The organism is Microbacterium sp. NPDC089188, assembly GCF_040685155.1.
GTDB lineage: Bacteria > Actinomycetota > Actinomycetes > Actinomycetales > Microbacteriaceae > Microbacterium > Microbacterium galbum.
The window spans coordinates 128,892-151,215 of record NZ_JBFBHH010000005.1 but is presented as its reverse complement, the minus strand read 5'-3'; the positions used below and the strand labels follow the sequence as shown (position 1 = coordinate 151,215).

The 22,324-nt window shown below is 71.4% G+C and carries 20 protein-coding genes and 1 tRNA gene; 16 read left to right on the top strand and 5 right to left on the bottom strand.

The window, feature by feature from the left end; all coding sequences use genetic code 11:
• Nucleotides 1-414: 414 nt before the first annotated feature.
• Nucleotides 415-3,087 carry a phosphoenolpyruvate carboxylase gene (locus AB0N80_RS16770; RefSeq protein ID WP_363579563.1) on the bottom strand — a complete coding sequence of 891 codons (2,673 nt, stop codon included), beginning with the start codon at nucleotides 3,085-3,087 and terminating at the stop codon, nucleotides 415-417.
• Nucleotides 3,088-3,423: 336 nt separating this feature from the next.
• Between AB0N80_RS16770 and AB0N80_RS16765 the strand changes: the two genes are divergently transcribed.
• Both AB0N80_RS16765 and hisS read left to right on the top strand, forming a co-directional pair.
• Nucleotides 3,424-4,029 (top strand): MazG family protein, encoded by a 606-nt coding sequence (locus AB0N80_RS16765; RefSeq protein ID WP_315995888.1) that lies wholly within the window; start codon nucleotides 3,424-3,426, stop codon nucleotides 4,027-4,029.
• Between the two features lie 127 nt (nucleotides 4,030-4,156).
• Nucleotides 4,157-5,404 carry a histidine--tRNA ligase gene (gene hisS / locus AB0N80_RS16760; protein WP_363579570.1) on the top strand — a complete coding sequence of 416 codons (1,248 nt, stop codon included), beginning with the start codon at nucleotides 4,157-4,159 and terminating at the stop codon, nucleotides 5,402-5,404.
• 45 nt (nucleotides 5,405-5,449) lie between these two features.
• Here the strand turns inward: hisS and AB0N80_RS16755 are convergent, their stop codons facing one another.
• The gene (locus AB0N80_RS16755) at nucleotides 5,450-6,307 is read right to left on the bottom strand and encodes a helix-turn-helix transcriptional regulator (protein WP_363392271.1); all 858 of its coding nucleotides are present in this window, start codon (nucleotides 6,305-6,307) and stop codon (nucleotides 5,450-5,452) included.
• A gap of 122 nt (nucleotides 6,308-6,429) precedes the next feature.
• Between AB0N80_RS16755 and AB0N80_RS16750 the strand changes: the two genes are divergently transcribed.
• The 11 genes from AB0N80_RS16750 to AB0N80_RS16700 all read left to right on the top strand — a co-directional run bounded on the left by AB0N80_RS16750 (nucleotide 6,430) and on the right by AB0N80_RS16700 (nucleotide 16,932).
• Nucleotides 6,430-7,872: an MFS transporter gene (locus AB0N80_RS16750; RefSeq protein WP_363579561.1), complete on the top strand. Its 1,443-nt coding sequence runs from the start codon at nucleotides 6,430-6,432 to the stop codon at nucleotides 7,870-7,872.
• A 115-nt stretch (nucleotides 7,873-7,987) separates the two neighbouring features.
• Entirely contained in the window at nucleotides 7,988-8,797 is an 810-nt protein-coding gene (locus AB0N80_RS16745; RefSeq protein ID WP_315995284.1) for an SGNH/GDSL hydrolase family protein, read from the top strand.
• Nucleotides 8,798-8,920: 123 nt separating this feature from the next.
• Entirely contained in the window at nucleotides 8,921-9,712 is a 792-nt protein-coding gene (locus tag AB0N80_RS16740; protein ID WP_363579558.1) for a cytochrome c oxidase assembly protein, read from the top strand.
• A 31-nt stretch (nucleotides 9,713-9,743) separates the two neighbouring features.
• Nucleotides 9,744-10,424 (top strand): O-methyltransferase, encoded by a 681-nt coding sequence (locus tag AB0N80_RS16735; protein ID WP_363579556.1) that lies wholly within the window; start codon nucleotides 9,744-9,746, stop codon nucleotides 10,422-10,424.
• A gap of 62 nt (nucleotides 10,425-10,486) precedes the next feature.
• Complete coding sequence (gene eno, locus AB0N80_RS16730; protein ID WP_315995287.1) at nucleotides 10,487-11,767, top strand: phosphopyruvate hydratase; 1,281 nt, start codon at nucleotides 10,487-10,489, stop codon at nucleotides 11,765-11,767.
• Nucleotides 11,768-12,022: 255 nt separating this feature from the next.
• Nucleotides 12,023-12,640 (top strand): septum formation initiator family protein, encoded by a 618-nt coding sequence (locus tag AB0N80_RS16725; RefSeq protein WP_363579554.1) that lies wholly within the window; start codon nucleotides 12,023-12,025, stop codon nucleotides 12,638-12,640.
• 101 nt (nucleotides 12,641-12,741) lie between these two features.
• Nucleotides 12,742-13,260 carry a DUF501 domain-containing protein gene (locus AB0N80_RS16720; RefSeq protein WP_315995289.1) on the top strand — a complete coding sequence of 173 codons (519 nt, stop codon included), beginning with the start codon at nucleotides 12,742-12,744 and terminating at the stop codon, nucleotides 13,258-13,260.
• A complete protein-coding gene (locus AB0N80_RS16715) occupies nucleotides 13,257-14,576 on the top strand; it encodes a S8 family serine peptidase (protein ID WP_363392259.1) in 1,320 nt (439 codons plus the stop codon). Before AB0N80_RS16720 ends, AB0N80_RS16715 begins: the two co-directional genes overlap by 4 nt.
• On the top strand, nucleotides 14,573-15,973 hold the full coding sequence (locus AB0N80_RS16710) for an FAD-dependent oxidoreductase (RefSeq protein ID WP_363579552.1): 1,401 nt from the start codon (nucleotides 14,573-14,575) through the stop codon (nucleotides 15,971-15,973). Before AB0N80_RS16715 ends, AB0N80_RS16710 begins: the two co-directional genes overlap by 4 nt.
• Nucleotides 15,974-16,187: 214 nt before the next feature.
• Nucleotides 16,188-16,260 (top strand) — tRNA-Leu (locus tag AB0N80_RS16705).
• Between the two features lie 102 nt (nucleotides 16,261-16,362).
• Nucleotides 16,363-16,932, top strand: a complete 570-nt coding sequence (locus AB0N80_RS16700; protein ID WP_315995292.1) for a LemA family protein — start codon at nucleotides 16,363-16,365, stop codon at nucleotides 16,930-16,932.
• A 45-nt stretch (nucleotides 16,933-16,977) separates the two neighbouring features.
• Here AB0N80_RS16700 and AB0N80_RS16695 read toward each other — a convergent pair whose 3' ends face one another.
• The gene (locus AB0N80_RS16695) at nucleotides 16,978-18,219 is read right to left on the bottom strand and encodes a crosslink repair DNA glycosylase YcaQ family protein (RefSeq protein ID WP_363579550.1); all 1,242 of its coding nucleotides are present in this window, start codon (nucleotides 18,217-18,219) and stop codon (nucleotides 16,978-16,980) included.
• A gap of 69 nt (nucleotides 18,220-18,288) precedes the next feature.
• Here AB0N80_RS16695 and AB0N80_RS16690 point away from each other — a divergent pair, with 69 nt between their 5' ends.
• Both AB0N80_RS16690 and ilvA read left to right on the top strand, forming a co-directional pair.
• Complete coding sequence (locus AB0N80_RS16690) at nucleotides 18,289-19,479, top strand: AI-2E family transporter (protein WP_315995294.1); 1,191 nt, start codon at nucleotides 18,289-18,291, stop codon at nucleotides 19,477-19,479.
• Nucleotides 19,476-20,705 (top strand): threonine ammonia-lyase, encoded by a 1,230-nt coding sequence (ilvA, locus tag AB0N80_RS16685; RefSeq protein WP_363579548.1) that lies wholly within the window; start codon nucleotides 19,476-19,478, stop codon nucleotides 20,703-20,705. The genes AB0N80_RS16690 and ilvA overlap by 4 nt, the downstream gene beginning before the upstream one ends.
• A 231-nt stretch (nucleotides 20,706-20,936) precedes the next feature.
• Here the strand turns inward: ilvA and greA are convergent, their stop codons facing one another.
• Nucleotides 20,937-21,428: a transcription elongation factor GreA gene (gene greA / locus AB0N80_RS16680; RefSeq protein WP_363579546.1), complete on the bottom strand. Its 492-nt coding sequence runs from the start codon at nucleotides 21,426-21,428 to the stop codon at nucleotides 20,937-20,939.
• 106 nt (nucleotides 21,429-21,534) lie between these two features.
• A complete protein-coding gene (locus AB0N80_RS16675) occupies nucleotides 21,535-21,930 on the bottom strand; it encodes a DUF4307 domain-containing protein (protein ID WP_315995296.1) in 396 nt (131 codons plus the stop codon).
• A gap of 63 nt (nucleotides 21,931-21,993) precedes the next feature.
• Between AB0N80_RS16675 and AB0N80_RS16670 the strand changes: the two genes are divergently transcribed.
• Nucleotides 21,994-22,269, top strand: coding sequence for a hypothetical protein (locus AB0N80_RS16670; RefSeq protein WP_315995297.1), 276 nt, complete (start codon nucleotides 21,994-21,996; stop codon nucleotides 22,267-22,269).
• Nucleotides 22,270-22,324: the final 55 nt, after the last annotated feature.

Below are 22,324 nucleotides of genomic sequence, written 5' to 3'. Positions count from 1 at the left end.
CGAAATGGCCACCCAACGCTGGGTGGCCATTTCGCATTTACGGGCACATTCCCCGCCCGTACGGTGACAGCGCCGGTACGCACCCCCCTTCCTTTTGGTATCGAAAGGGGGACGCGTACCGGCGCTTCGCCGTACCCGCGGAGCGACCCGTTTGGTGTACGTCGGCGCGCGGTCACGCTGTGCGTGGCAACAGCCTGCGGACGCGGCATGCCTTCGCACACCTGGGTTCAGAACCGCACGTTCAGCCCGACGCCGTCGCTCGACGCCGTCGTGCCGTCGTGGTGGCGTCGTCGTGCTCGCGCGGTCGTGTGGATATCGACGCCACCGAAGGTCGTGTGCGCATCGACGCCGCCGCAAAACGACGATGCGCCGACCCCGGGTGAGGGGCCGACGCATCGCGGGGGGTGGAGCGGTTCAGCCGGTGTTCTGAAGGCCGGCCGCGACACCGCTCACCGAGAGGAGGAGAAGGCGCTGGTGCTCGGCATCCGGAGTCGGGTTCTCGGCATCGACGTCCCGCAGGGCGCGTAGCGCGCGCAGCTGCAGGAGCGACAGTGCGTCGACGTACGGACTGCGCATCTTGACGGCCCGCTGCAGGATCGGCTTGTTCCCGAGCAGGTCGCCGCCGGTGATCCGCTCGACCCAGGAGCGGGTGAGCAGCATCTCGTCCATGACGAGGTCGGCGAGGTCGTCGCGGTCACCGAGGGCGAGGTAGCGCCGGGCGATGCGTTCGTCGGCCTTCGCGAGACTCATCGCGACGTTGTCGATCATCGTGCGGAACAGCGGCCACTGCTCGTACGCCTCTCGCAAACGCTGCTCGTCGTTGACGGCGTCGAGCGCCGTGCCCAGGCCGAACCAACCGGCGAGGTTGATACGCGCCTGCGTCCAGGAGAACACCCACGGGATCGCTCGGAGGTCTTCCAGCGACTCCACCGAGAGACCGCGACGGGCGGGCCGCGAGCCCAGTGCCAGGTGCCCCAGCTCCTCCATCGGCGTGACCGTCGCGAACCACGGCGCGAAGCCCGGAGCCTTCACCAGCGCGAAGAACCGCTCGCGCGAGGCGACGTCCATCTTCTTCGCGACGTCGGCGAAGGCGTCCGCCGCCCCGCGGTTGCGGCGTTCGATGGAGGGGGAGGACGCCGTGAGCACGGCCGCCGCGACCTGGTCGATGTGGCGCATGGCGATGTCGGGGTCGCCGTAGCGCGCGAAGATGACCTCGCCCTGCTCGGTGAGCTTGAAGCGGCCGTCGACCGAGTGCGGGGGCTGCGCGAGGATCGCGGAGTTCGCCGGTCCTCCGCCGCGCCCGAGCGCTCCGCCGCGACCGTGGAAGAGGGTGAGCTCGATCCCCTCGGCCTCGGCCCATGTCGAGATCTCGGCCTGGGCCTCGTACAGCGCGAGGTTGGCGGCGACGGGTCCGACGTCCTTCGACGAGTCGGAGTAGCCGAGCATGACCTCGAGGCGGCGGCCGGTGGCATCCAGGCGGCTCACGAACGAGGGGTGCGAGACGATCTCGGCGAGGATGCCGGGGGCCGCCTGCAGGTCGGCGAAAGTCTCGAACAGCGGGATGACGTCGAGCACGGGCAGGGCTTCGCCCGGCCCCATCGCGTAGGAGGCGAGCTCGTGCACGTTCGCGAGGTCTTCCGCCGACTGCGTGAACGACACGATGTAGCGGCCGGCGGCGCGGGGGCCGAAGCGCTCCTGCACGTAGGCGATCGAGCGGAACACCTCGAGGACCTCGTCGGCCTGCTCGCTGCGGGCACCGCCCGCGCGCAGCTCGTCGAGCACCTTGCGGTGGACCGCCGAGTGCTGGCGCACCTCGAGTTCGGTGAGGTGGAAGCCGTAGGTCTCGACCTGCCACACCAGGCGCTGCAGAGCGCCGTACGCCTGACGCGCGGCACCCGCGGCGACGAGCGAGTCCTGTACGGTCCGAAGGTCGGTGAGCAGGTGCTCCGGGTCGCGGTAGGCGAGGTCGGCGTTCCGCGTGCGGGTCGCGGCGATCTTCCGCGCGAGCAGCAGCAGGATGCGCCGGTGCGGCTCGTCGGGCGAGCGCTCGGCGATCTCCGCTGCGGCGTCTTCGTCGGCGGCGCGCAGACGGTGCCACAGGGCGACGAGGGCGTCACTGGGCGGAGTGGTCTCGGCATCCAGGGTCAATCCCCGTCCCACGCGCTGTGTGGTGCGCTCAAGGCCCAGGAGCACGTGTTCGCTGGCGATCGCGGCCGCCTTGCGGGTGACGGATGCCGTGACGAACGGGTTGCCGTCACGGTCGCCGCCGACCCAGGAGCCGACGCGCACGAAGGGCTTCACGATCGGCGCGCGGGCGCCGGCGTTCTCGCCCTGGAGGATGTCGTCGATACGGCGGTACACGCGCGGGACCGCGGTGTAGAGCGTCTCGTCGAAGACGGCCATGACCGAGCGCACCTCGTCGACCGGTGACGGCTTCTCGCGCCGCAGCGGGGCGGTGCGCCACAGGGTGTCGATCTCCTCGAGCATGCGACGCTCGGCACGGCGGCTCTCGCTGTCGTTGCCGGCGGCGTCGTCGTGCTCGGCGAGCAGTTCGGACAGGCGGCGGATGCTGGTCGAGATCGCTCGGCGGCGGGCCTCGGTGGGGTGCGCGGTGAAGACGGGGTGGAAGCGCAGGGCCTGCAGGCGCGCGAGCGCTGTCTCTTCGCCGACCTCGCCGGCGAGACGCTCGAACGCCGTCGCAATCGTGTCGGGGGTGCCGGAGCGCGACGGGCGATCGCCGCGCTCGCGCAGCACGCGCACGCGCTGGTGCTCCTCGACGAGGTTGACGAGGTGAAAGTACGCCGTGAAGGCGCGTGCCACTTCGTCGGCACGCTCGATCGACAAGCCGTCGGCGATGGCCGCCGCCCGCTCGAACGCTTCGGGCGTCTCGTCGGTGTAGGCCTGGATCGTCGCCGTGCGCAGCCGCTCGACGTCGTCGTACAGTCCGGGGGAGCCGCTCTCCTGAAGGACGCGGCCGAGGAGCGATCCGAGCAGGCGCACGTCGGCGCGCATCTGTTCGGGCAGTTCCTGGCCGGCTTCGAAGCGGCCCACGAGGTCGATCGCCTCGGTCGGGGTCAGTTCACGCACACGCCCCAGATTATCCGCGTCCTGTTGCGCGCAGATCACGTGTGACGCGGGGCCGCCGTCTCGCACGGCGTATTCCGGACAATATCCGGCTACGGGTGGCGAGGGCCGCAGGATTTCGGCCCGTTCCGGGATCGGCATCCGTCTTTCCGGTCACGTCGATATCGACGACCTCGCGCGGGGCGGCGCAGGCCCCGCCTCGACCGCGACGGCCATGAAACGGGGCAGGAGCGCGCCGCGCGAGAGTTCCGCGGGGCATACTCGTCGACAGCGGGCCCGTCGGGGGCCGCGGAGGGAGACACCGTGAGCGACGACGCCCTGCGAGAAGCCGCCCGGACGATGCACGCCGTGCGCGAACGGTGCGTGTGGACGCAGCAGATCGACCACCGCGACCTCGTGCCCTATCTCGTCGAGGAGAGTGCCGAGGTCATCGACGCCGTCGAGGCGGGCACGCGCGCCGACCTGCGGGAGGAGCTCGGCGATCTGCTCTGGCAGGTGCTGTTCCACGCGGAGATCGCGGCGGGCGACCTCGACGACCCCTTCGACATCGACGACGTGGCGCGCGGTCTGACCGAGAAGATGGTGCGGCGGCATCCCCATGTCTTCGCGGGTGCCGTGGCATCCACGCCCGAAGAGGTGCTCGTGCACTGGAACGCGGCGAAGGCGGCCGAGAAGCGCGAGCGTACGAGCGTGCTCGACGGTGTCAGCGATCACATGCCCTCGCTCAGCCTCGCGCAGAAGGTGATCGGCAAGGCCGCGCAGGTCGGGGTTCCCGCCCCGCATCACCGACTCGCCGACCCCGCCTCCGAGGCCGAGCTCGGTGACGCCCTGCTCGCCCTCGTCCAGCTCGCGCGGGAGCGCGGCTGGGACGCCGAGCGCGCACTGCGCGAGCGCCTGCGCACCGTTCGCGCCGACGTGCGGGCCGCCGAGACCGCAGCCGGCTGACGACACCGCAGGCGCAGGACGACATCCGCCTACGGTCTCGGCACGTGCATGCGGTCTCGGTGGAGCGTTCGACCGCGCTCGAGCCTGGAACAATGGGACCGTGGCATCCGTGAATCCGCCGCGCGGCATGCGCGACTTCCTCCCCGCTGACAAGGCCCGTCGCGAGCGCGTGCTCGCCGTCATCCGCGAGCGCTACCGTGCGCACGGCTTCGACGAGATCGAGACGCCCGTCATGGAGGAGTACTCGCGTCTGCACGCCGGTCTCGGGGGGGATAACGAGAAGCTGTCGTTCAGCATCTTGAAGCGAGGGATGGATGCCGAGGGCATCCGCGCCGCGGCCGACGACCCGGCGGCGCTGGCCGACCTGGGCCTGCGCTACGACCTCACGGTTCCGCTGGCACGCTTCTACGCGACGAACCGTGCGCAGCTGCCGACGGTGTTCCGCGCGATCCAGATGGCTCCCGTCTGGAGGGCCGAGCGCCCGCAGAAGGGGCGCTACCGCCAATTCCTGCAGTGCGACATCGACATCATCGGCGACGCGTCCGCGCGCGCCGAGGCGGAGCTCATGATCGCGAGCCTCGACGTGCTCGACGCGCTCGGCCTCGAGGGCGGATCGATCCGCGTGAACGACCGACGCGTGCTCGACGCGATGCTGGACGTCTTCGGCTTCGCCCCCGACGAGCGCCCCGGGGTGCTCATCACGATCGACAAGCTCGACAAGGTCGGCCCCTCGGGCGTCATCGCCGAGCTGCGCGAGCGCGCGGCGACCCCCGCGGCCGTGGACGCCCTCGCTGCGTACCTCGAGCGGCCGGCGGGTGCGCCGACTTTCGACGACGCGGGGATCCGCGCGGCCGTGCCCGACGGCATCCCGGACGAGGTCATCGCCCACCTCGTCGCCCTGGGGGAGACGGTGGCAGCCGCCCGCGGTGCGGACGCACCGCTCGTGTTCGACCCGTTCCTCGTGCGCGGCATGGGCTACTACACGGGCACGATCTTCGAGCTCGCGCACCCGAGCGTCGACTACTCGCTCGGCGGCGGCGGCCGCTACGACGGCATGATCGGTCGGTTCCTCGGCCAGCAGGTGCCGGCGGTGGGCTTCTCTATCGGCTTCGAGCGCATCGTCGACCTGCTGCCCGACGACGAGGCCGACGGGGATCGCTCCGTCGTGCTCGTGCACGACCGGGACGTTCCGCTCGATCGGCTGGTCGCGCTGAAGGGCCGCCTCATCGCCGACGGGGCGCGCGTGCGTCTCGAGCAGCGGATGAAGAACATGAAGGCCCTGCTGGAGCGGTCGGCGGCCGACGGGTACACCGCGTTCGCCTCCGTGGGGTCCGACACCACGGTGGAGTCGCTGGAGCTCAAGCCCCTGTCGTGAGGCTCGGGTCGCCGGGGCGGCCGAGGTCGGCGCCGCGCCGGGACCTCACGCTGCCACGCTGACCAGAGCCTCGCTCGGACGCTCCGCGGCGAGCCGTTCGAGGCGCTCGGCGGTCGCGGCATCCCGAGGAGAGAACCACACCACGCGCGAGCCGAGTGCCTCGTCGATCCACAGGCTCGACATCTCGAGGTGCAGCTCGCCGACGCGGGGGTGGAGCAAATGCTTGAGGGCGTTTCGCTCCCCGCCCACGTCGCCCAATCGCCACAGCTCACCGAAGCGCGGCGACATCGCCTCGAGTTCGGCCACGAAGCGCTGCCACGACGCCTCGTCGTGGTGGCGGCCGTAGGCGGTGCGCAGGCGCGCGGCGATTCGTCGCTGCGCGTGGTCGAGGTCGACGTGGGCGCGCTGCCACGCCGGATCGGTGAAGAGCAGGACGGCGCAGTTGCGGCGGTCGACGGGCAGGTCGTCCAGGTCGTCGAAGAGGTAGCGGTAGGAACGGTTGAACGCGCGGATGTCGAAGCGCGCGGTCTGCACCGCGGCGGGGTAGGGCAGGAGCTTCTCGAGCAGGTCGAGGTGGGTCTGCCCGACGCACGTCCGCGTCGCGCGGTCGGGGAGGGGGAGGTCGGCCAGGTCGAAGAGGTGGTCGCGCTCGTCGTCGCTGAGCAGCAGCGCGCGGGCGATCGCCGTCACCACCTGGGCCGAGGCGGCGATCGGGCGCCCCTGCTCGAGCCAGGTGTACCAGGTCAGCCCCACCCCGGCGAGCTGCGCGACCTCTTCGCGGCGCAGCCCCGCGACCCGGCGGCGCGTCCCGTCGGGCAGGCCGACGTCGGCGGGGCGCAGGCGCGCGCGGCGGCTCCGCAGGAACGCGGCGAATTCCGCGCGGACATCGTCGGACCGTGTCATGGCATCCTCCTCCGGCGATCCTAGAACCGCCTGCGTCCTGCATCCGCCCCGTGAGGAGTGGTGGCAGTACCAGGATGAGCGGGCTCCTGGTACCAGGATGCGACGCGCTCCATGCTGGCACCATGACCACCTCCGCACAACCGGCGACCGGCAGCGCCCCGACGCCGATCCGCCCCCAGGCCGACGACGTGCCGACCTGGCGCTACCTCGGTTTCCTGCTCGGCCCCGGTGCCGGCACGTTCGCCTTCAACGCCGTCACCGTGATCCTCCCCACGCTCCGCGAGCGGTTCGGGGCCGGCGACGTCGCCCTCGAGCTCGTCATCGCGGCGTACGGCATCCCGTTCGCGGTCCTGCTGATCCTCGGCGGGAGACTCGGGGACCGCTTCGGGCGCCACCGCCTCTACACGCTCGGGATGGGGCTGTTCCTGGTGTCGGCGATCGCCTGCGCCCTCGCGCCCTCCATCGAGACGCTCATCGCCGCCCGAGTGGTGCAGGGCGTGGGGGCGGCGCTGTGCACGCCCCAGGTCCTCGGCACCATCCAGGCGACCTCGCGCGGAGCGGCGCGCACCCGCGCGATCGCCGCCTTCGGGGCGAGCGGCGGGATCGGCGCCGCCGTGGGGCAGGTGGCCGGTGGTGCGCTCGCGGCCCTGTCGTTCGGTCCCGTCGAAGGCTGGCGCGCGGTGTTCGTCGTCGTCGCCCTCATCGCGGTCGCGGCGATCTCGTTCGCGCCCCTCGCCCCCCGCTCCCGCTCGCACGAGGTGGTCGCGATCGACCTCGTCGGCACCGCGGCGCTCGCCGTCGGCATCCTGGCGGCCTCGGTCGCCTTCACCTTCGGGCCGGTGTGGAACTGGTCGTGGCCCGTCGCGATCGCCCTTGTCGTCGCCGCCGTCGCCCTCGTGGCGATGTGGCGGCACCAGAACGGCATCGAGCGGTCGGGGCGCGTGCCGCTGCTTCCGCCGAGCGTGCTGCGCCTGCGTCCCTTGCAGCTGGGCCTGCTCGCGGCCGCGCTGTTCTTCGCCGGCTACTCGGCTCTGCTCTACGTCTTCCCGCGCGCGGTCGAGGCCGGCGGGCTCAGCTCCCTGCAGGCGGGGCTCGCGCTGCTGCCGTTCGCCGTGGTGTTCGCGGCCATGTCGCTCGCGGTCGCGCGGGTGCAGAGCCGACTGGGCGACGCGACGCTCGTGCTCGGGGTCAGCGTGCAGATCGTCGCCCTCATCGCGATGGCGGCGACCCTCGGCGTCGCGTGGGGCAGCGACATCGGGCTGTGGCTGCAGCCGGCGCTCGTGCTGCTCGGCGTCGGTCAGGCGCTCATCTTCTCGCCGCTCACGCAGCTCGTCGTGCGCGAAGTGCCCGTCGAGGCGGCGGGGCTGTCGGGTGGAATGTTCAGCACCGCCCAGCAACTCGCGCTGTCGTTCGGCGTCATCGTCATCGGGGGTGTCGTGACCTTCACCGGCGCGGCCGGCCGCGACGAACTCCTCGCCGGTCTCGCGCTCGACATCGGTCTCGCGGTGGCGGTGCTGGCTCTCGCCCTCGTGCTGCGGGCGCGGGGCGCTCGCGTCGCCGGCTGAATCGGTGCGTCGGGCTTCGGCATCCGGAGAAGACCCAGGATGCCGGGAGCCCGCCGTCGCCGCGCAGTCACGGTGTGTCCACCGGCCGTTCACCGCGGGCCGGTCTCATCGGAGCATGCGTCGTCCGGTGACCGTGACCGCCGCCTCCGCGATCGCGTTGCTGGGCGCCGGGGCCGTGGGGCTGCGCACCCTCATCGCCCGCCAGGCGGCGATCGCACGGCGCCGCATCGGCAAACCACTGGGGGAGCAGGCGCTCGACGCCGACCGGGTCTGGCGACGCAAGAAGCACCCGGGGCCCCCGGTCGAGCTGCTGCTGCTCGGCGACTCGATCGCGGCCGGCTTGGGCGCCGCACATCGGCGCGACACCCTCGGGGCGCGTCTGGCCAAGGGCATCGCCCGCGCGGCCGGGCGACCGGTGCGGTTGCGGACCGAGGCGGTCGTGGGGTCGGAGACCTCGGCGTTGGTCGGACAGCTCGCGGCGCTGCCCGAGGGGTACCGTCCGGATGCCGCGGTCATCGTGGTCGGCGGGAACGACGTGACGCACCGCATCCCGGCCTCCCGCTCCGCGGGGCAGCTCGAGGAGATCGTGCGCGCGCTCCGGGGGAGCGGGATCCCGGTCGTCGTGGGCACCTGCCCCGACCTCGGCACGCTGCGGGCGATCCCGCAGCCGCTCCGGGCGCTGGCCGCGCGATCGTCGCGGCAGCTGGCCGCCGCGCAGGCCGCGGCCGTGCACCGGTCCGGAGGTCGCGTCGTCGCGCTGGCGAGAGCGGTGGGACCGGTCTTCGCCGAGCGTCCCGACGAGATGTTCAGCGTCGACCGCTTCCACCCGAGCGCCCTGGGGTACCGCCGTACCGCGGAGGCGCTGCTGCCGGCGGTCCTGGCGGCGCTGGAGGTCGCGCCGGTCGTGGTCAGGGCGGAGCGCTGAGGGCTGCGGGGGACCGGGTCCCGGCTCCCGCATAGCTTCTCGGCCTAGCGTTCCCTCACGCCTCCCGTCGATGTCTTCCTCCGCACCTGGCGCGCCGATCCCCTCACGCTCGGCGTGCTGCTCGTGGCATCCACGGCCTATCTGCTCGCCGTGCGGCGGTCGAGTCGCCGGGGAGAGCCCTGGCCGCTCCGGCGCACGATCGGCTTCTTCGCCCTCGGGCTGCTGCCGTACGCCGTGATCGAGCTCGGATTCCTCAGCGTGTACTCGGGGCAGCTGCGGTGGGCGTTCTCGACCCGCATCGCGCTGCTGATCTTCGCCGTCCCCGCCGGGATCGCCGCCGGACGTCCGCTCGACCTCGTCCCCCGGGGTGTGCGCGAGCGCCTCCTGGCCGCACGGGTCACGCGCGTCTTCGGCAACGCGATGGTGGCCACCGTCGTCATCGCCGCGGTGTTCTGCCTCTTCCTCACGCCGGTGGCCGGCATCCTGCGCGTGAATCCCCTCGTCGAGGCCTCTCTCGGCGTCGTCGTGCCGCTCGTGGGGTCGGCGATGGTGCTGCCCATGATGGCGCTCGGCGCGGTCCACACGGGCACGTTCATCGCGATCGAGTTCCTGCTCGCGTTCGTCGAGCTGCTCATCGACTCGGTGCCGGGGCTGCTGATGCGCCTCAACGACTCGGTGCTGGATCTCGTCCCGGATGCCGCGCAGGCGGTGTCGTGGTGGCCGTCGCTGCTGCACGACCAGCACCTCGCGGGCGACATGATCTGGTTCATCGCCGAGTTCGCCGACGTGCCGATCCTCGTCATCCTCATGATCCGATGGATGCGGTCGGACCGCGTCGAGGCGAAGGGCTTCGACGACCTCACCGACGAGGAGTACGACGAGATGACCCGCGCGCACCTCCGCGGCGAGCGTTGACCCGCACCCTCCGCCGCGCCAGGGTGGAGGGGTGCCCACCTCCAACGACGTCGATGCGTTCCTGACCGAGACGCTCGTCGGCTCCGACCCCGCGCTGGACGCGGCGCTGCGCGCACAGCACGACGCCGGCATGCCCGCCATCGAGGTCGCGCCGGTGAACGCGAAGTTCCTGCACCTGCTCGCGCGTATCGCGGGCGCTCGCCGCGTGCTCGAGATCGGCACCCTCGGCGGATACTCCACCATCTGGCTCGCCCGGGCCATGGGGGCGTACGGGCGCGTCGTGACGATCGAGGCCGAACCGGCCAACGCCGCCGTCGCGCGGGCGAACCTGGAGCGGGCGGGAGTGGCCGGGCGCGTGGACATCCTGCTCGGTCGCGGCACCGACGTGCTGCCGACTCTCGACGGGGGAGACCCCTTCGACCTCGTCTTCATCGACGCCGACAAGGAGTCGAACACCAGATACCTCGACTGGGCGGCGCGCCTGGGCCGCCCCGGCACGGTTGTCGTGCTCGACAACGTCGTGCGCGGGGGAGAGGTGGCGGATGCCGGGACCGCCGACTCGAAGGTGCAGGGTGCTCGTCGGGGCGTCGAGATGCTCGGAAGCGACCCGCGCTTCGACGCGACGGCGTTGCAGACCCTCGATCGCAAGGGGTGGGACGGGATCGCGGTGGCGATCGTCGTCGACCCCACGCCCGGCGGGACGGGTCACTAGACTCGACGGTGGACCGACGACGCTCCACCCTCTTCCACCCAAGAACCAACGAGGAGTCCTTCGTGGCACTTATCGAGGCTGTCAACGCGCGCGAGATCCTGGATTCGCGCGGTAACCCGACCGTCGAGGTGGAGGTGCTCCTCGACGACGGAATCGTCCAGCGGGCGGCCGTCCCCTCCGGCGCGTCCACCGGCGCGTTCGAGGCCTACGAACTGCGCGACGGCGACAAGAGCCGCTACAGCGGCAAGGGCGTGCTCAAGGCCGTCGCCGCGGTCGTCGACGAGCTCGGCCCGGCCATCGAGGGCGTCGAGGCCAGCGAGCAGCGCATCATCGACGAGATCCTCATCGAGACCGACGGCACCGACAACAAGTCGCGCACCGGCGCCAACGCCATCCTGGGCGTCTCGCTCGCCGTGGCCAAGGCCGCCGCCGACAGCGCCGACCTTCCGCTGTTCCGCTACCTCGGCGGACCGAACGCGCACCTGCTGCCCGTCCCGCTGTTCAACGTCATCAACGGCGGCGAGCACGCCGACAACGGCATCGACTTCCAGGAGTTCTTCCTCGCGCCCATCGGCGCCGACACCTACGGCGAGTCGCTGCGCTGGGGCACCGAGGTCTACCACGTCCTCAAGGGCGAGCTGAAGTCCGCGGGCTACAACACCGGTCTCGGCGACGAGGGCGGCTTCGCCCCCGACCTGCCCAGCAACCGCGAGGGCCTCGACTTCCTCATCCGTGCGATCGAGAAGGCCGGCTTCACCCCCGGCAAGGACATCGCCGTCGGCCTCGACGTCGCCGCCACCGAGTTCTACAAGGACGGCGTGTACACCGTCGAGGGCAAGGAGTGGAGCGTCGACACGCTCGTCGACTACTTCGCCGACCTCGTCGCGAACTTCCCGATCGTCACGATCGAGGACGCCCTCGCCGAAGACGACTGGGACGGCTGGAAGAAGCTGACGGATGCCATCGGCTCCAAGGTGCAGCTCGTCGGCGACGACCTGTTCGTCACCAACCCCAAGCGCCTGCAGCAGGGCATCGACCTCGGTGTCGCCAACTCGCTGCTGGTCAAGGTGAACCAGATCGGCACGCTCTCCGAGACGCTCGACGCGATCTCGCTGGCGACCCGCTCGGGCTACACCTCGATGCTCTCGCACCGCTCGGGCGAGACCGAAGACACCACGATCGCCGACCTCGCGGTCGCTGTGAACGCCGGCCAGATCAAGACCGGTGCCCCGGCGCGCAGCGAGCGCGTCGCGAAGTACAACCAGCTGCTGCGTATCGAGGAAGACCTCGGCGACGCCGCGGTCTTCGCGGGCCGCTCGGCGTTCCCCCGTTTCAAGGGCTGAGCGTCTGACATCCGAGGAGGGGGAGCCCACGGGCTCCCCCTCCTTCGTCGTTTCCGGCGACGACCATGTCGCGCCGCGGGGTGGGGCCGCGTTCGCGAGCCCGACCCCGTGGCATCCGCTTCAGGCGGCGCGCGGCGGAGGCCGACCCCGTGGCACCGGCCACCGAGCACGCGGCGTGGCCCACCGGGAACGCCGAGACCGCCGACGTAGACTCGCCTGCGGTCCGGGCATGCGTGCACCGGCGGATGAGAGGGGATGGACGTGGACCGACCGACACTGCCTCCCCGCAAGACGGCCGCCCCCCGGCCGCCCGCCGGCAAGAAGGTGCCGCGCCGCCAGCCCGATCCGACCGCCTCGCGGCGCCCGACGGCCCCGCCCCGGTCGGCGGGCGGACCGCGCGTCGACGTGCGCGAGTGGCTCGGGAAGGTGCGCATCTCGGGTTTCGTCGTCATCATGCTGGGTCTGGTCGTGCTGGGCACCTTCGTGCTCGTGCCCACCGTCGGCACGTACATGGACCAGCGCCAGCAGATCCAGGCACTGCGCAGCGCCGTCGCCCTCAGCCAGTCGGAGGTCGCCGACCTGCAGACGCAGCGCGAGCGGTGGTCGGACCCGGCGTACATCCGCACCCAGGCGCGTGAGCGGCTGGGGTACACCTTCCCCGGCGAGGTCGTCTACCTGATCGACAACGATCTGCCCGCCTCGGCGACACCCCAGGAGCAGGCCGACGTCAGCGAAGACGTCGGGCAGACGCGCACCGACTGGATGGCGCAGCTCGTGCGCTCGGTGGCTGCGTCCGGTGCGGCGCAGGTGGCCGTCCCGTCGCTGCAGATCGGCGTGCCCGACCCCGCCCCGACCGAGCCGCCGACCGGCTGACCGCCCCTCGGTCGCCCCCGGAATGCCGGGTCCAGCCGCCGCCGCGCCGGGCGCCGCCCGCACCGGGCGCGGTGTCGGACGCGCCGGGTACCCTGTCAGGGATGACTACCGCACCTCTTCCCCCCGCTTCCGACGCCGACCTCGCCGTTCTGCAGGCGCAGCTCGGCCGTGTTCCGCGCGGGGTCATCGGCATCGCCGCGCGATGCGTGTGCGGCAATCCGACCGTGGTGGCGACCTCGCCGCGGCTCGACGACGGCAGCCCGTTCCCGACCTTCTACTACCTGACGCACCCCGCAGCGACCGCAGCGATGTCGGTGCTCGAGGCCGGCCACGTGATGAAGGAGTTCTCCGACGAACTCGCCTCCGACGAGGAGCTGCAGCAGGACTACCGTCTCGCGCACGAGGCCTACCTGCGCGACCGTGCGGCGTACGGCGAGCCCGAGGAGATCGCGGGCATCTCGGCGGGGGGGATGCCGACACGGGTGAAGTGCCTGCACGCTCTCGCCGGGCACGCCCTGGCGGCCGGCCCGGGCGTCAATCCGATCGGGGACCGGGCTCTCGAGCGCGGCACCTGGTCGCCCGATCGCTGCGTCTGCGAAAGCCCCGGGGCCGGCGGATGAAGCGCGTCGTCGCAGCCGTGGCATCCGTCATCCTGATGGCGGTGATGACCGGTGCGACGGCGTCTCCCGCGGCGACACAGGGCCCGGTGCCGGAAGACCCCACCGACTCGGTGCGCGCGTCGGAGTACTGGCTCGACCAGTACGGCGTGCGGGAGGCTTGGAAGACCACCCGCGGCGCGGGGCAGAAGATCGCCATCATCGACACCGGGATCGCCCGCGGTCCCGCCGAGTTCACCGGCGCGGTGGCCGGCGGCACCGACGTCTCCGGCGTGGGTGCGTCCGACGGGCGCACGCCGGTGGGAGCGGTGGATGCCAACCACGGCAGCTGGGTCGCCTCGCTCGCCGCGGCGCGCGGCACGGGCAACGGACGCGGCATGATCGGCGTGGCGCCCGAGGCCGAGCTGCTGTCGATCTCGGTCGGATTCGGCGCGTCGAGCACGAAGCCGTTCTCGGAGCAGATCGCCGAGGCGATGACGTGGGCGGTCGACAACGGCGCGACCGTCATCAACCTCTCGCTGACCACCAACACCCTCGACTGGGACACCAGTTGGGACACCGCGTTCGAGTACGCCTTCGATCACGACGTGGTCGTGGTCGTCGCCGCAGGCAACCGGGGGAGCGGCACCGACCGCGTGGGCGCCCCGGCGACCATCCCGGGCGTCCTCGCGGTGGGCGGCGTCGACCCGAACGGCACCGCGAGCAGCAGCGCCTCCACCCAGGGCATCACGATCGGGCTGTCCGCCCCCAGCGAGCGGCTCATCGGCGTCTCTTCCGACGGCACCCTCGTCGGCTGGAACGGGACGAGCGGGGCGGCGCCGATCGTCGCGGGCATCGCCGCGCTGGTGCGCTCGGCCCACCCCGACCTCGACGCGAACAACGTGCTCAACCGGCTGATCCAGACCGCGAAGCCCGCGGCCGGGGCGACGAGCGTTCCCGACAAGCTGTACGGCTACGGACTGGTGGATGCCGCCGGCGCGGTGTCTGCGAGGGTCGATACCGTCAGCGAGAACCCGCTGGGCAGTCTGAAGGAATGGATCCGCCTCTACCGTCGCGCCGACGCGGAGCCAGCGCCCGAACCGACGGCGAGCCCTGTCGAGATCCCCGCTCTGCCGCCCGTGGAATCCGCACCCGAGGCCGGTTCGCCTCTGCTGCCTTCACGCGATAGCGTGCTCTACGGATCGCTGCCGCTCGGGGGTGCCACGCTGGCCGCTATAATGATTGCGCTCGGCGTCAGTGCTGCTGCCCGGCGAATCCGACAGGCGCGCACCTCCCGCGAGCCGAGCCGCACCACAAACGAGGAGTCCCTCCCATCGTGACCACTACCGTGCCCAGAATCCTCATCGTCGGTGGGGGCTACGCAGGTTTCTACACCGCCTGGAAGCTCGAGAAGCTCCTCGGGCGCAACGAGGCCGAAGTCACGCTCGTCGACCCGCTGCCGTACATGACGTACCAACCGTTCCTTCCCGAGGTGGCCGCCGGCGAGATCGAGCCGCGCCACGTCGTGGTCGGCCTGCGCCGCCACCTCAAGCGCACCACCGTCATCGCGGGCAAGGTCACGGGCATCTCCCACGCGACCAAGTCCGCCACGATCACCCCGATCGCGGGCGACGAGACCTTCGAGCAGGGCTACGACCAGATCGTCGTGACCGCCGGTGCCGTCTCGCGCACGTTCCCGATCCCCGGCATCGCCGACAACGCCATCGGTCTCAAGACCATCGAAGAGGCCGTGGCCATCCGCGACCGCCTCACGTCGAACTTCGACAAGGCATCGGTGCTGCCCGCCGGTCCCGAGCGCGACCGCCTTCTGACGGTCGTCGTCGTCGGTGGCGGGTTCGCCGGCATCGAGGTGTTCGCCGAGCTGCGCGCCTACGCGTCGTCGCTGCTGAAGCAGTACCCCACGCTGTCGTTCGACGACACGCACTTCCACCTCATCGAGGCCATGGGCCGCATCATGCCCGAGGTGTCGCAGAAGACGAGCGAGTGGGTGCTCGCCGACCTCGCGAAGAAGGGTGCCTTCGTGCACCTCGACACGCAGGTCAAGGGCGCCGTGGACGGCGTCATCGAGCTGTCCACCGGTGAGCAGCTGCCCACCGACCTCATCATCTGGACCGCGGGCGTCATGGCAAACCCCACGGTGGTGCGCGGCAGCGACCTCCCCGTGGAGGAGCGCGGTCGCATCCGCACCCGTCCCGACCTGCGCGTCGGCACCGACGAGGAGATCGTCGAGGGCGCCTGGGCCGCCGGTGACGTCTCGGCCGTTCCCGACCTGTCGGGTGGCGGCGTCGGCGGGTTCTGCGTTCCCAACGCGCAGCACGCGGTGCGTCAGGGCAAGCTGATGGCGAAGAACCTCGTGGCCGTGCTGCGCGGTGAGGAGCCCAAGCAGTACAACCACAAGAACCTCGGCGCCGTCGCCGGTCTGGGCCTGTACAACGGCGCGTTCCAGTCGGGCAACATCGCCCTGACCGGTCTGATCGCCTGGTTCGCCCACCGCGGTTACCACGGTCTGGCCATGCCCACGTGGGAGCGCAAGTTCCGCGTGATCGGCGACTGGATGCAGAACTTCGTCCACGGCCGTGAGGTCGTGTCGCTCGAGGCCGTGCAGAAGCCCCGCGCGGCGTTCGAGGAGTTCGCGGCACGTCCGCGCCCGGCGGCTCCCGCGGCCGACGCCCCGGCCCCGGCCGAGAAGAAGGCCGAGCCCGTCGCGGCGAAGTAACGTCATCGATTTCGAGACCCCCGTGCCCCGTGTGGGTGCGGGGGTCTCCGCGTGAGAGGTCGCCGCCGGCTCGCGCCGCGGGAGGGTCGGGGCGAGGCCCTTCTGCGGACGTCGTGACGGGCGCGCCGGGTCGCGGCATCCGGGGTTCGCAGGTGAAGGCCGCGGTCCGCGGGACGACGGCCACGCTGCCGCCCCGCGCTACGGTGGGAGCCGGGCCCCCGTAGCCCAATGGCAGAGGCAGGCGACTTAAAATCGCTTCAGTGTGGGTTCGAGTCCCACCGGGGGTACGGCATCCATCGCATCCGCTGGGAGTCGCCGCCCGGCTCCGTCACGCCGACCGGCCCGCAGTTACACTGAAGGGCAATCTCTCGAACGGAGTGTGGGGACTTATGTGGGAGTGGCTCGTACCGGTCATCGTGATCGTCGGCATCCTGGTCATCGCCGGCATCTACCTGTGGGCCACCTACAACGCCCTCGTCTCGCTCAACGTGCGCGTCGACGAAGCGTGGAGTGACATCACGGTACAGCTCAAGCGTCGCGCCGATCTGCTGCCCAACCTCATCGAGACGGTGAAGGGCTATGCGGCGCACGAGAAGGCGGTCTTCGAGAACGTCACCCGCGCCCGCGCCGAGACGCTGAACGTCGAGAGCCCCGCCGAGGCGGGTGTCGCCGAGGGCCACATGCAGCAGGCGCTGAAGTCGCTGTTCGCCGTGGCCGAGGCCTACCCGCAGCTGCAGGCGAGCCAGAACTTCCTCAAGCTGCAGCAGGCCATCGTCGACACCGAAGACAAGATCCAGGCCTCTCGCCGGTTCTACAACGGCGGTGTGCGCGAGCTCAACACCAAGATCAAGGTGTTCCCGAACAACCTCTTCGCCCGTCAGCTCGGTTTCCACGAGCGTGAGTTCTTCGAGGTCATCGACGGCGCGGCCATCTCCGAGCCGCCTCGCGTGCAGTTCTGACCTTCTCGCAGATGCGCCCTCTCCGCTCGACGGAGGGGGCGCATCTCACGTGGAGCGCCCGTCGGGGTGCTCGTGCCGCTCGGCCGAGAGCGCGCCGGCGATCGCATCGGCGGCGTCTCCCCATCGCGACACCGTCACCCGCTCCAGGCCCTGCCATCGCGCGGCGGTGCGCAGCTCGGCGGCGACGCGTTCCGCGGCATCCGGGGAGACACCGTGCTCCCACCACGCCGATTGCACCCGCAGGGTACTCGCCCCGCGGTCGGCTTTGAGGTCGAGGCGGCCCACGACGTCGTCGCCGACGAGCACCGGAAGCGAGTAATAGCCGAACCGGCGCTGCGGTGCCGGGGTGTAGATCTCGATGCGGTAATCGAAATCGAAGAGGCGCTCGGCACGATCGCGGAACCACACGACGGGGTCGAACGGCGTGAGCAGCGCGGTGGCGTCGACCGTGCGGGGCCGTGCCGCGTCGCGATGCAGCCATGCCTTGGCGGGGCGGCCTGCGACGGACCATCCCTCGACCTGCACGGGCTGGAGCTCGCCCGCGTCGACGAGGTCGTGGATGGCCGCCATGACCGCCGGCCGATCGCGGATGCGCCAGTAGTCGGCCAGGTCGGACGCCGTCGCCACGCCGTAGGCCGCCGCCGCCCTCCGAACGAGCTCGCGGATGGCATCGGCCCGGGGCACGGGCGTCTCGAGCGCGGCCGCAGGCAGCACGTCGGATGCCAGAGCGTACCGACGCTCGAATCCGCGGCGCCCCGCGATGGCCACCTCGCCGAACAGCCACAGGCGCTCGAGGCCGTTCTTGACGTCGTCCCAGCCCCACCACGACCCGCGAGAGCCACTGCGGGCGTCGTGATCGATCTGCGCGGGCCGCAGCGGCCCCCGCTCGGCGAGTTCGTCGCGCAACCACTGCAGGAGGGGCTCGTTGGCCCGCGCCCACGCGTCGTCGCCGTACTTGCGGCGCAGGTCGTCGCGGCGGAACTGCAGGAGCGGCCAGTCGTCCGCGGAGACGAGGGATGCCACGTGCGCCCACGACTCCACCCAGCGCGGGCGGCGCGAGAAGGCGAGGGCGTCGAGGAGGGCCGTGTCGTAGGCGCCGAGGCGCGCGAACAACGGCATGTAGTGCGAGCGGGAGAAGACGTTGACGGAGTCGATCTGCAGGATGCGCATGCGACGCAGGGTCGCTGTGATCTGGCGCGTGCCGACCGTCTCGGGCCGCGGTCTCGCGAAGCCCTGGGCGGCGAGGGCGATGCGGCGCGCATCGGCGCGACGGAGCGTCGTGGTCATGCCTTTCACCGTATCCACCGCCTCCGACATCCAGCGTTCGCCGGGGGTGCGCGGCGGTAGGCTGACGGGATGAGTGGAACCGATCCCGAACCCCGCGGATCGTTCCTCGACGCCCTCAAGCGGCGCACCGTCTCGAGCGACCTTCAGCCCCCGGTCCCTCCGGCGCTTCGTCAGGCCACCGCGTACGCCTGGCGGTTGCTGGTGATCGCCGCCGCTCTCGGCGTCGTGATCTTCCTCGTCATCCAGCTGAAGCTCCTCGTGGTGCCCCTGCTCGTGGCGATCCTGGTGACCGCGCTGGTGTGGCCCGCGTTCTCCTTCCTCCTGCGGCACCGGTGGCCCAAGTGGCTCGCCATCGTCGTGACGGTGCTCGGCACCATCGCCCTCATCTCCGGACTCGTCTGGCTGGCCGTCTGGCAGATCACGCGCGAGTTCGGGTCGGTCCGGGAGCGCACGGTCGACGCCGTCTCGCAGTTCCGGCAGTACCTGATCGACGGGCCCCTGCACCTGAGCGCGCAGCAGATCGACGACGGTCTGCGGCAGGCCGGTACCTTCCTGCAGCAGCAGGCCGAGGTGCTGTGGACGGGCGCCCTCGCCATCGGGACGACTCTCGGCCACGTCGGCACGGGAGTGCTGCTGACCCTGTTCATCCTGCTGTGCCTGCTCGCCGACGGCGGGGGGATCTGGCGGTGGACCACGCGCCTGTTCCCCCGTGTCGCCCGACCGGCGGTCGACGGCGCGGGTCGCGCGGGCTGGCGGACCGTCAAGAGCTATGCCCGCACGCAGTTGCTCGTGGCCACCATCGATGCGATCGGCATCGGGCTCGGCGCGTTCCTCCTCGGTGTCCCGCTCTCGATCCCGATCGGCGTGCTCGTGTTCCTGGGCGCGTTCATCCCGTTCGTGGGAGCCGTGGCCACCGGGGCCCTGGCGGTGTTCATCGCCCTCGTCTACAACGGTCCGCTCGTCGCGTTGTTCATGCTGATCGTCGTCCTCGGCGTCCAGCAGATCGAGAGCCACGTGCTGCAGCCGATCCTCATGGGCTCCGCGGTCAAGGTGCATCCGCTCGCCGTCGTGCTCGTCGTCGCCGGCGGCGCGATGATCGGCGGGATCGCCGGTGCCCTGTTCGCCGTGCCCCTCGCGGCCTTCGTCAACGTCGTCGCCGTCTACCTCAGCTCGAAGGCCTGGCAGCACGACGGGCAGGCCCTGGCATCCCGAGATCTCATCTGGCAGACCGTCCCGCGTGAGCGCGGAAGGAGATCATGAACGACACTCCCACCCTGGCCGAGTTCGAGGATGCCGCGCAGGCTCTGCGCGGCATCATCACGCGCACGCCCCTCGACGAGTCGCTTCACCTGACCGACCTGCTCGGCGTGCCCGTCAACCTCAAGCTCGAGAACCTGCAGCGCACCGGCTCGTTCAAGATCCGCGGGGCGACATACCGGCTGTCGCGCCTGACGGCCGACGAGCGCGCCCGTGGAGTCGTGGCCGCGTCGGCCGGCAACCACGCTCAGGGTGTCGCTCTGGCGGCGCAGCAGCTCGGAATCGCGGCGACGATCTTCATGCCCCTGGGTGTACCCGTGCCCAAGCTCCTCGCGACGCGCGGCTACGGCGCCGAGGTGATCCTCGAGGGGGCGACGGTCGAGACCCCGCTCCGCCTGGCCGCGGAATTCGCCGAGCGCACCGGAGCGGTGCTCATCCACCCGTTCGACCACCGCGACATCGTGGTGGGGCAGGGGACGTTGGGGCTCGAGCTGGTCGAGGACATGCCCGACCTCGAGACCGTCATCGTCGGTATCGGCGGCGGCGGGCTGGCCGCGGGTGTCGCGGCGGCGGTCAAAGCGCGGGCGGCCGCGGAGGGGCGCCAGGTGCGCGTCATCGGCGTCCAGGCACACAACTCCGCCGCCTACCCGTCCTCCCTCGCCGCCGGGTACCCGATGCAGGTCGAGACCACCCCGACCATCGCCGACGGCATCGCCGTCGCGCGGCCGGGCGACCTTCCCTTCGAGCTCATCCGGCAGTACGTGGACGAGGTCGTCACGGTCACCGAGGACGACATCGCCCGCGCACTGCTCGTGCTGCTCGAGCGCGCCAAGCAGGTGGTCGAGCCGGCCGGCGCCGTGGGTGTCGCGGCGATCCTCGCGGGCAAGGTCAGGGCGAGCGGTCCCACCGTCACGATCCTCTCGGGCGGCAACATCGACCCGCTGCTCCTACAGCGCGTCGTGGCGCACGGGCTGTCGGCATCCGGTCGCTATATGTCGCTGCGCATTCCGCTTCCCGACCGCCCGGGCCAGCTGGCCCGCGTCTCGGAGCTCCTCGCGCAGGTGGGGGCGAATGTCATCGAGGTGCTGCACACGCGGCACGGGCAGGGGCTGCAGATCAGCGAGGTGATCCTGCAGCTGAGCGTCGAGACCCGCGGCGCCGAGCACCGCGCGCTGGTCATCAAGACGCTCGAGGATGCCGGCTTCGTCGCGACCGTCGTCCCGGACTGACGTCGGCGACGGGTCGCGACGTCCCGGGCCGACCTCGGCGGCGATCGTCACCGGCTCCGGGGTCGTCCCCTCCGCGATGTACGCACGCTGCGTCGCGGGGCCGTCGTCCGGGCCGAGGTTGCGCATCGCGAGGCCGTGCGAGTCGGCCGGGGCGCGCGTGTGCGGCAGGCCGCCCCAAACGCCGCGAGCCGCCACCCCGGTGGCGGGGAGCGGCTCGCGGGCGGACCGGGCTTACTGGCCGGAGTAGGTTTCGACCTTGACGATCTCGACCGAGATCTCCTTGCCGTTGGGCGCGGTGTACGAGCCCCTGTCGCCTTCCTTGAGGCCGAGGATGGCGGCCCCGAGAGGCGAGGCTTCGCTGTAGACGTCGAGCTCCGAGTTGGCGGCGATCTCGCGGTTGCCGAGGAGGAACTTCTCCTCGCCGCCGGCGACGACGGCGGTGACGACGGTTCCCGACTCCACGACACCGTGGCTCTCGGGGGCCTCGCCGACCTTGGCATCCTTCAGCAGCTGCTGCAGCGTGCGGATGCGCGCCTCCTGCTTGCCCTGCTCGTCCTTCGCGGCGTGGTAGCCGCCGTTCTCCTTGAGGTCGCCCTCTTCGCGAGCGGCCTCGATGCGCTTGGCGATCTCCTCGCGACCCGTGGTCGAGAGGTGCTCGAGCTCGTTGGCCAGGCGGTCGTAGGCGTCTTGCGTGAGGAACGTCACCTGAGCGTCGTTGGACACGGTTACTCCTTCGTCGAGGCGCTGACGGCGGGCGGTGTCGGGCCGTCGGCGGGGGATATGTCGAACGCCCCGGCATCGTGCCGGGGCGCGTCGTGATTCCGCGAGTTTACGGCACCCAGCAGGCGTTGACAAAACCCGTGGTCGCGAGCGACAGTGTCGGAATCTCCTCGGTGAAAGCCCGCGTGTGGTCCTCGGATGCCGGGTATTCGACGACGCGCCAGCCCACGGTTCCGTGCTCTTCGTCGCGGGCCTCGAGGGCGCAGGCGACGGGTCGGCCGGTGGGCGCGGTGATCTGGAACGTCGCGGTGACGGTGCGGTCGTCCACCACGGTGTAGCCGGTGTCGGTGGCGGTCACCGAGTTCAGGCTGCTCGACACCGTCGTCCAGCCCAGGAAGCCGATCGCGCCGAGGGCGAGGACGCCCACGATGGACCAGCCGACGATGCGTCGTCGCGGAGAGCGCGTGCGCCCGTAACGGTCGTCGAGTCGGGCGTGCGTCGTCATGCTCTCTCCGGGCTTTAGGCTGGACTTCCAGGCTACGCGCTTCCGCCCGGATAGAAGGTCTCCATGCACCCCGTGATCGTCGCTCTCGCGACAACGCCCTCCCCGGCCGTCACCCCCGACGAGTCGATCGTCACGCCCGGGCCGCTCGGATTCGCCGCGATCGCCTTCATCGGCATCGCCGTGTTCCTCCTCGTGTGGGACATGCTGCGTCGCATCCGTCGCGGCCGCTACCGCGAAGAGGTCAACGCGGAACTGGACGCCGAGGAGCAGGCGCTCGCAGCGGAGCGGGCCAGCGACGTCGACGACGAGGACATCGACCCGGCCGCTCCGCGCCGCTGACCCACGGCCGCGAGCCCGCGGCATCCGAAGCCTCCGAATCAGTCGCCAGGAACGG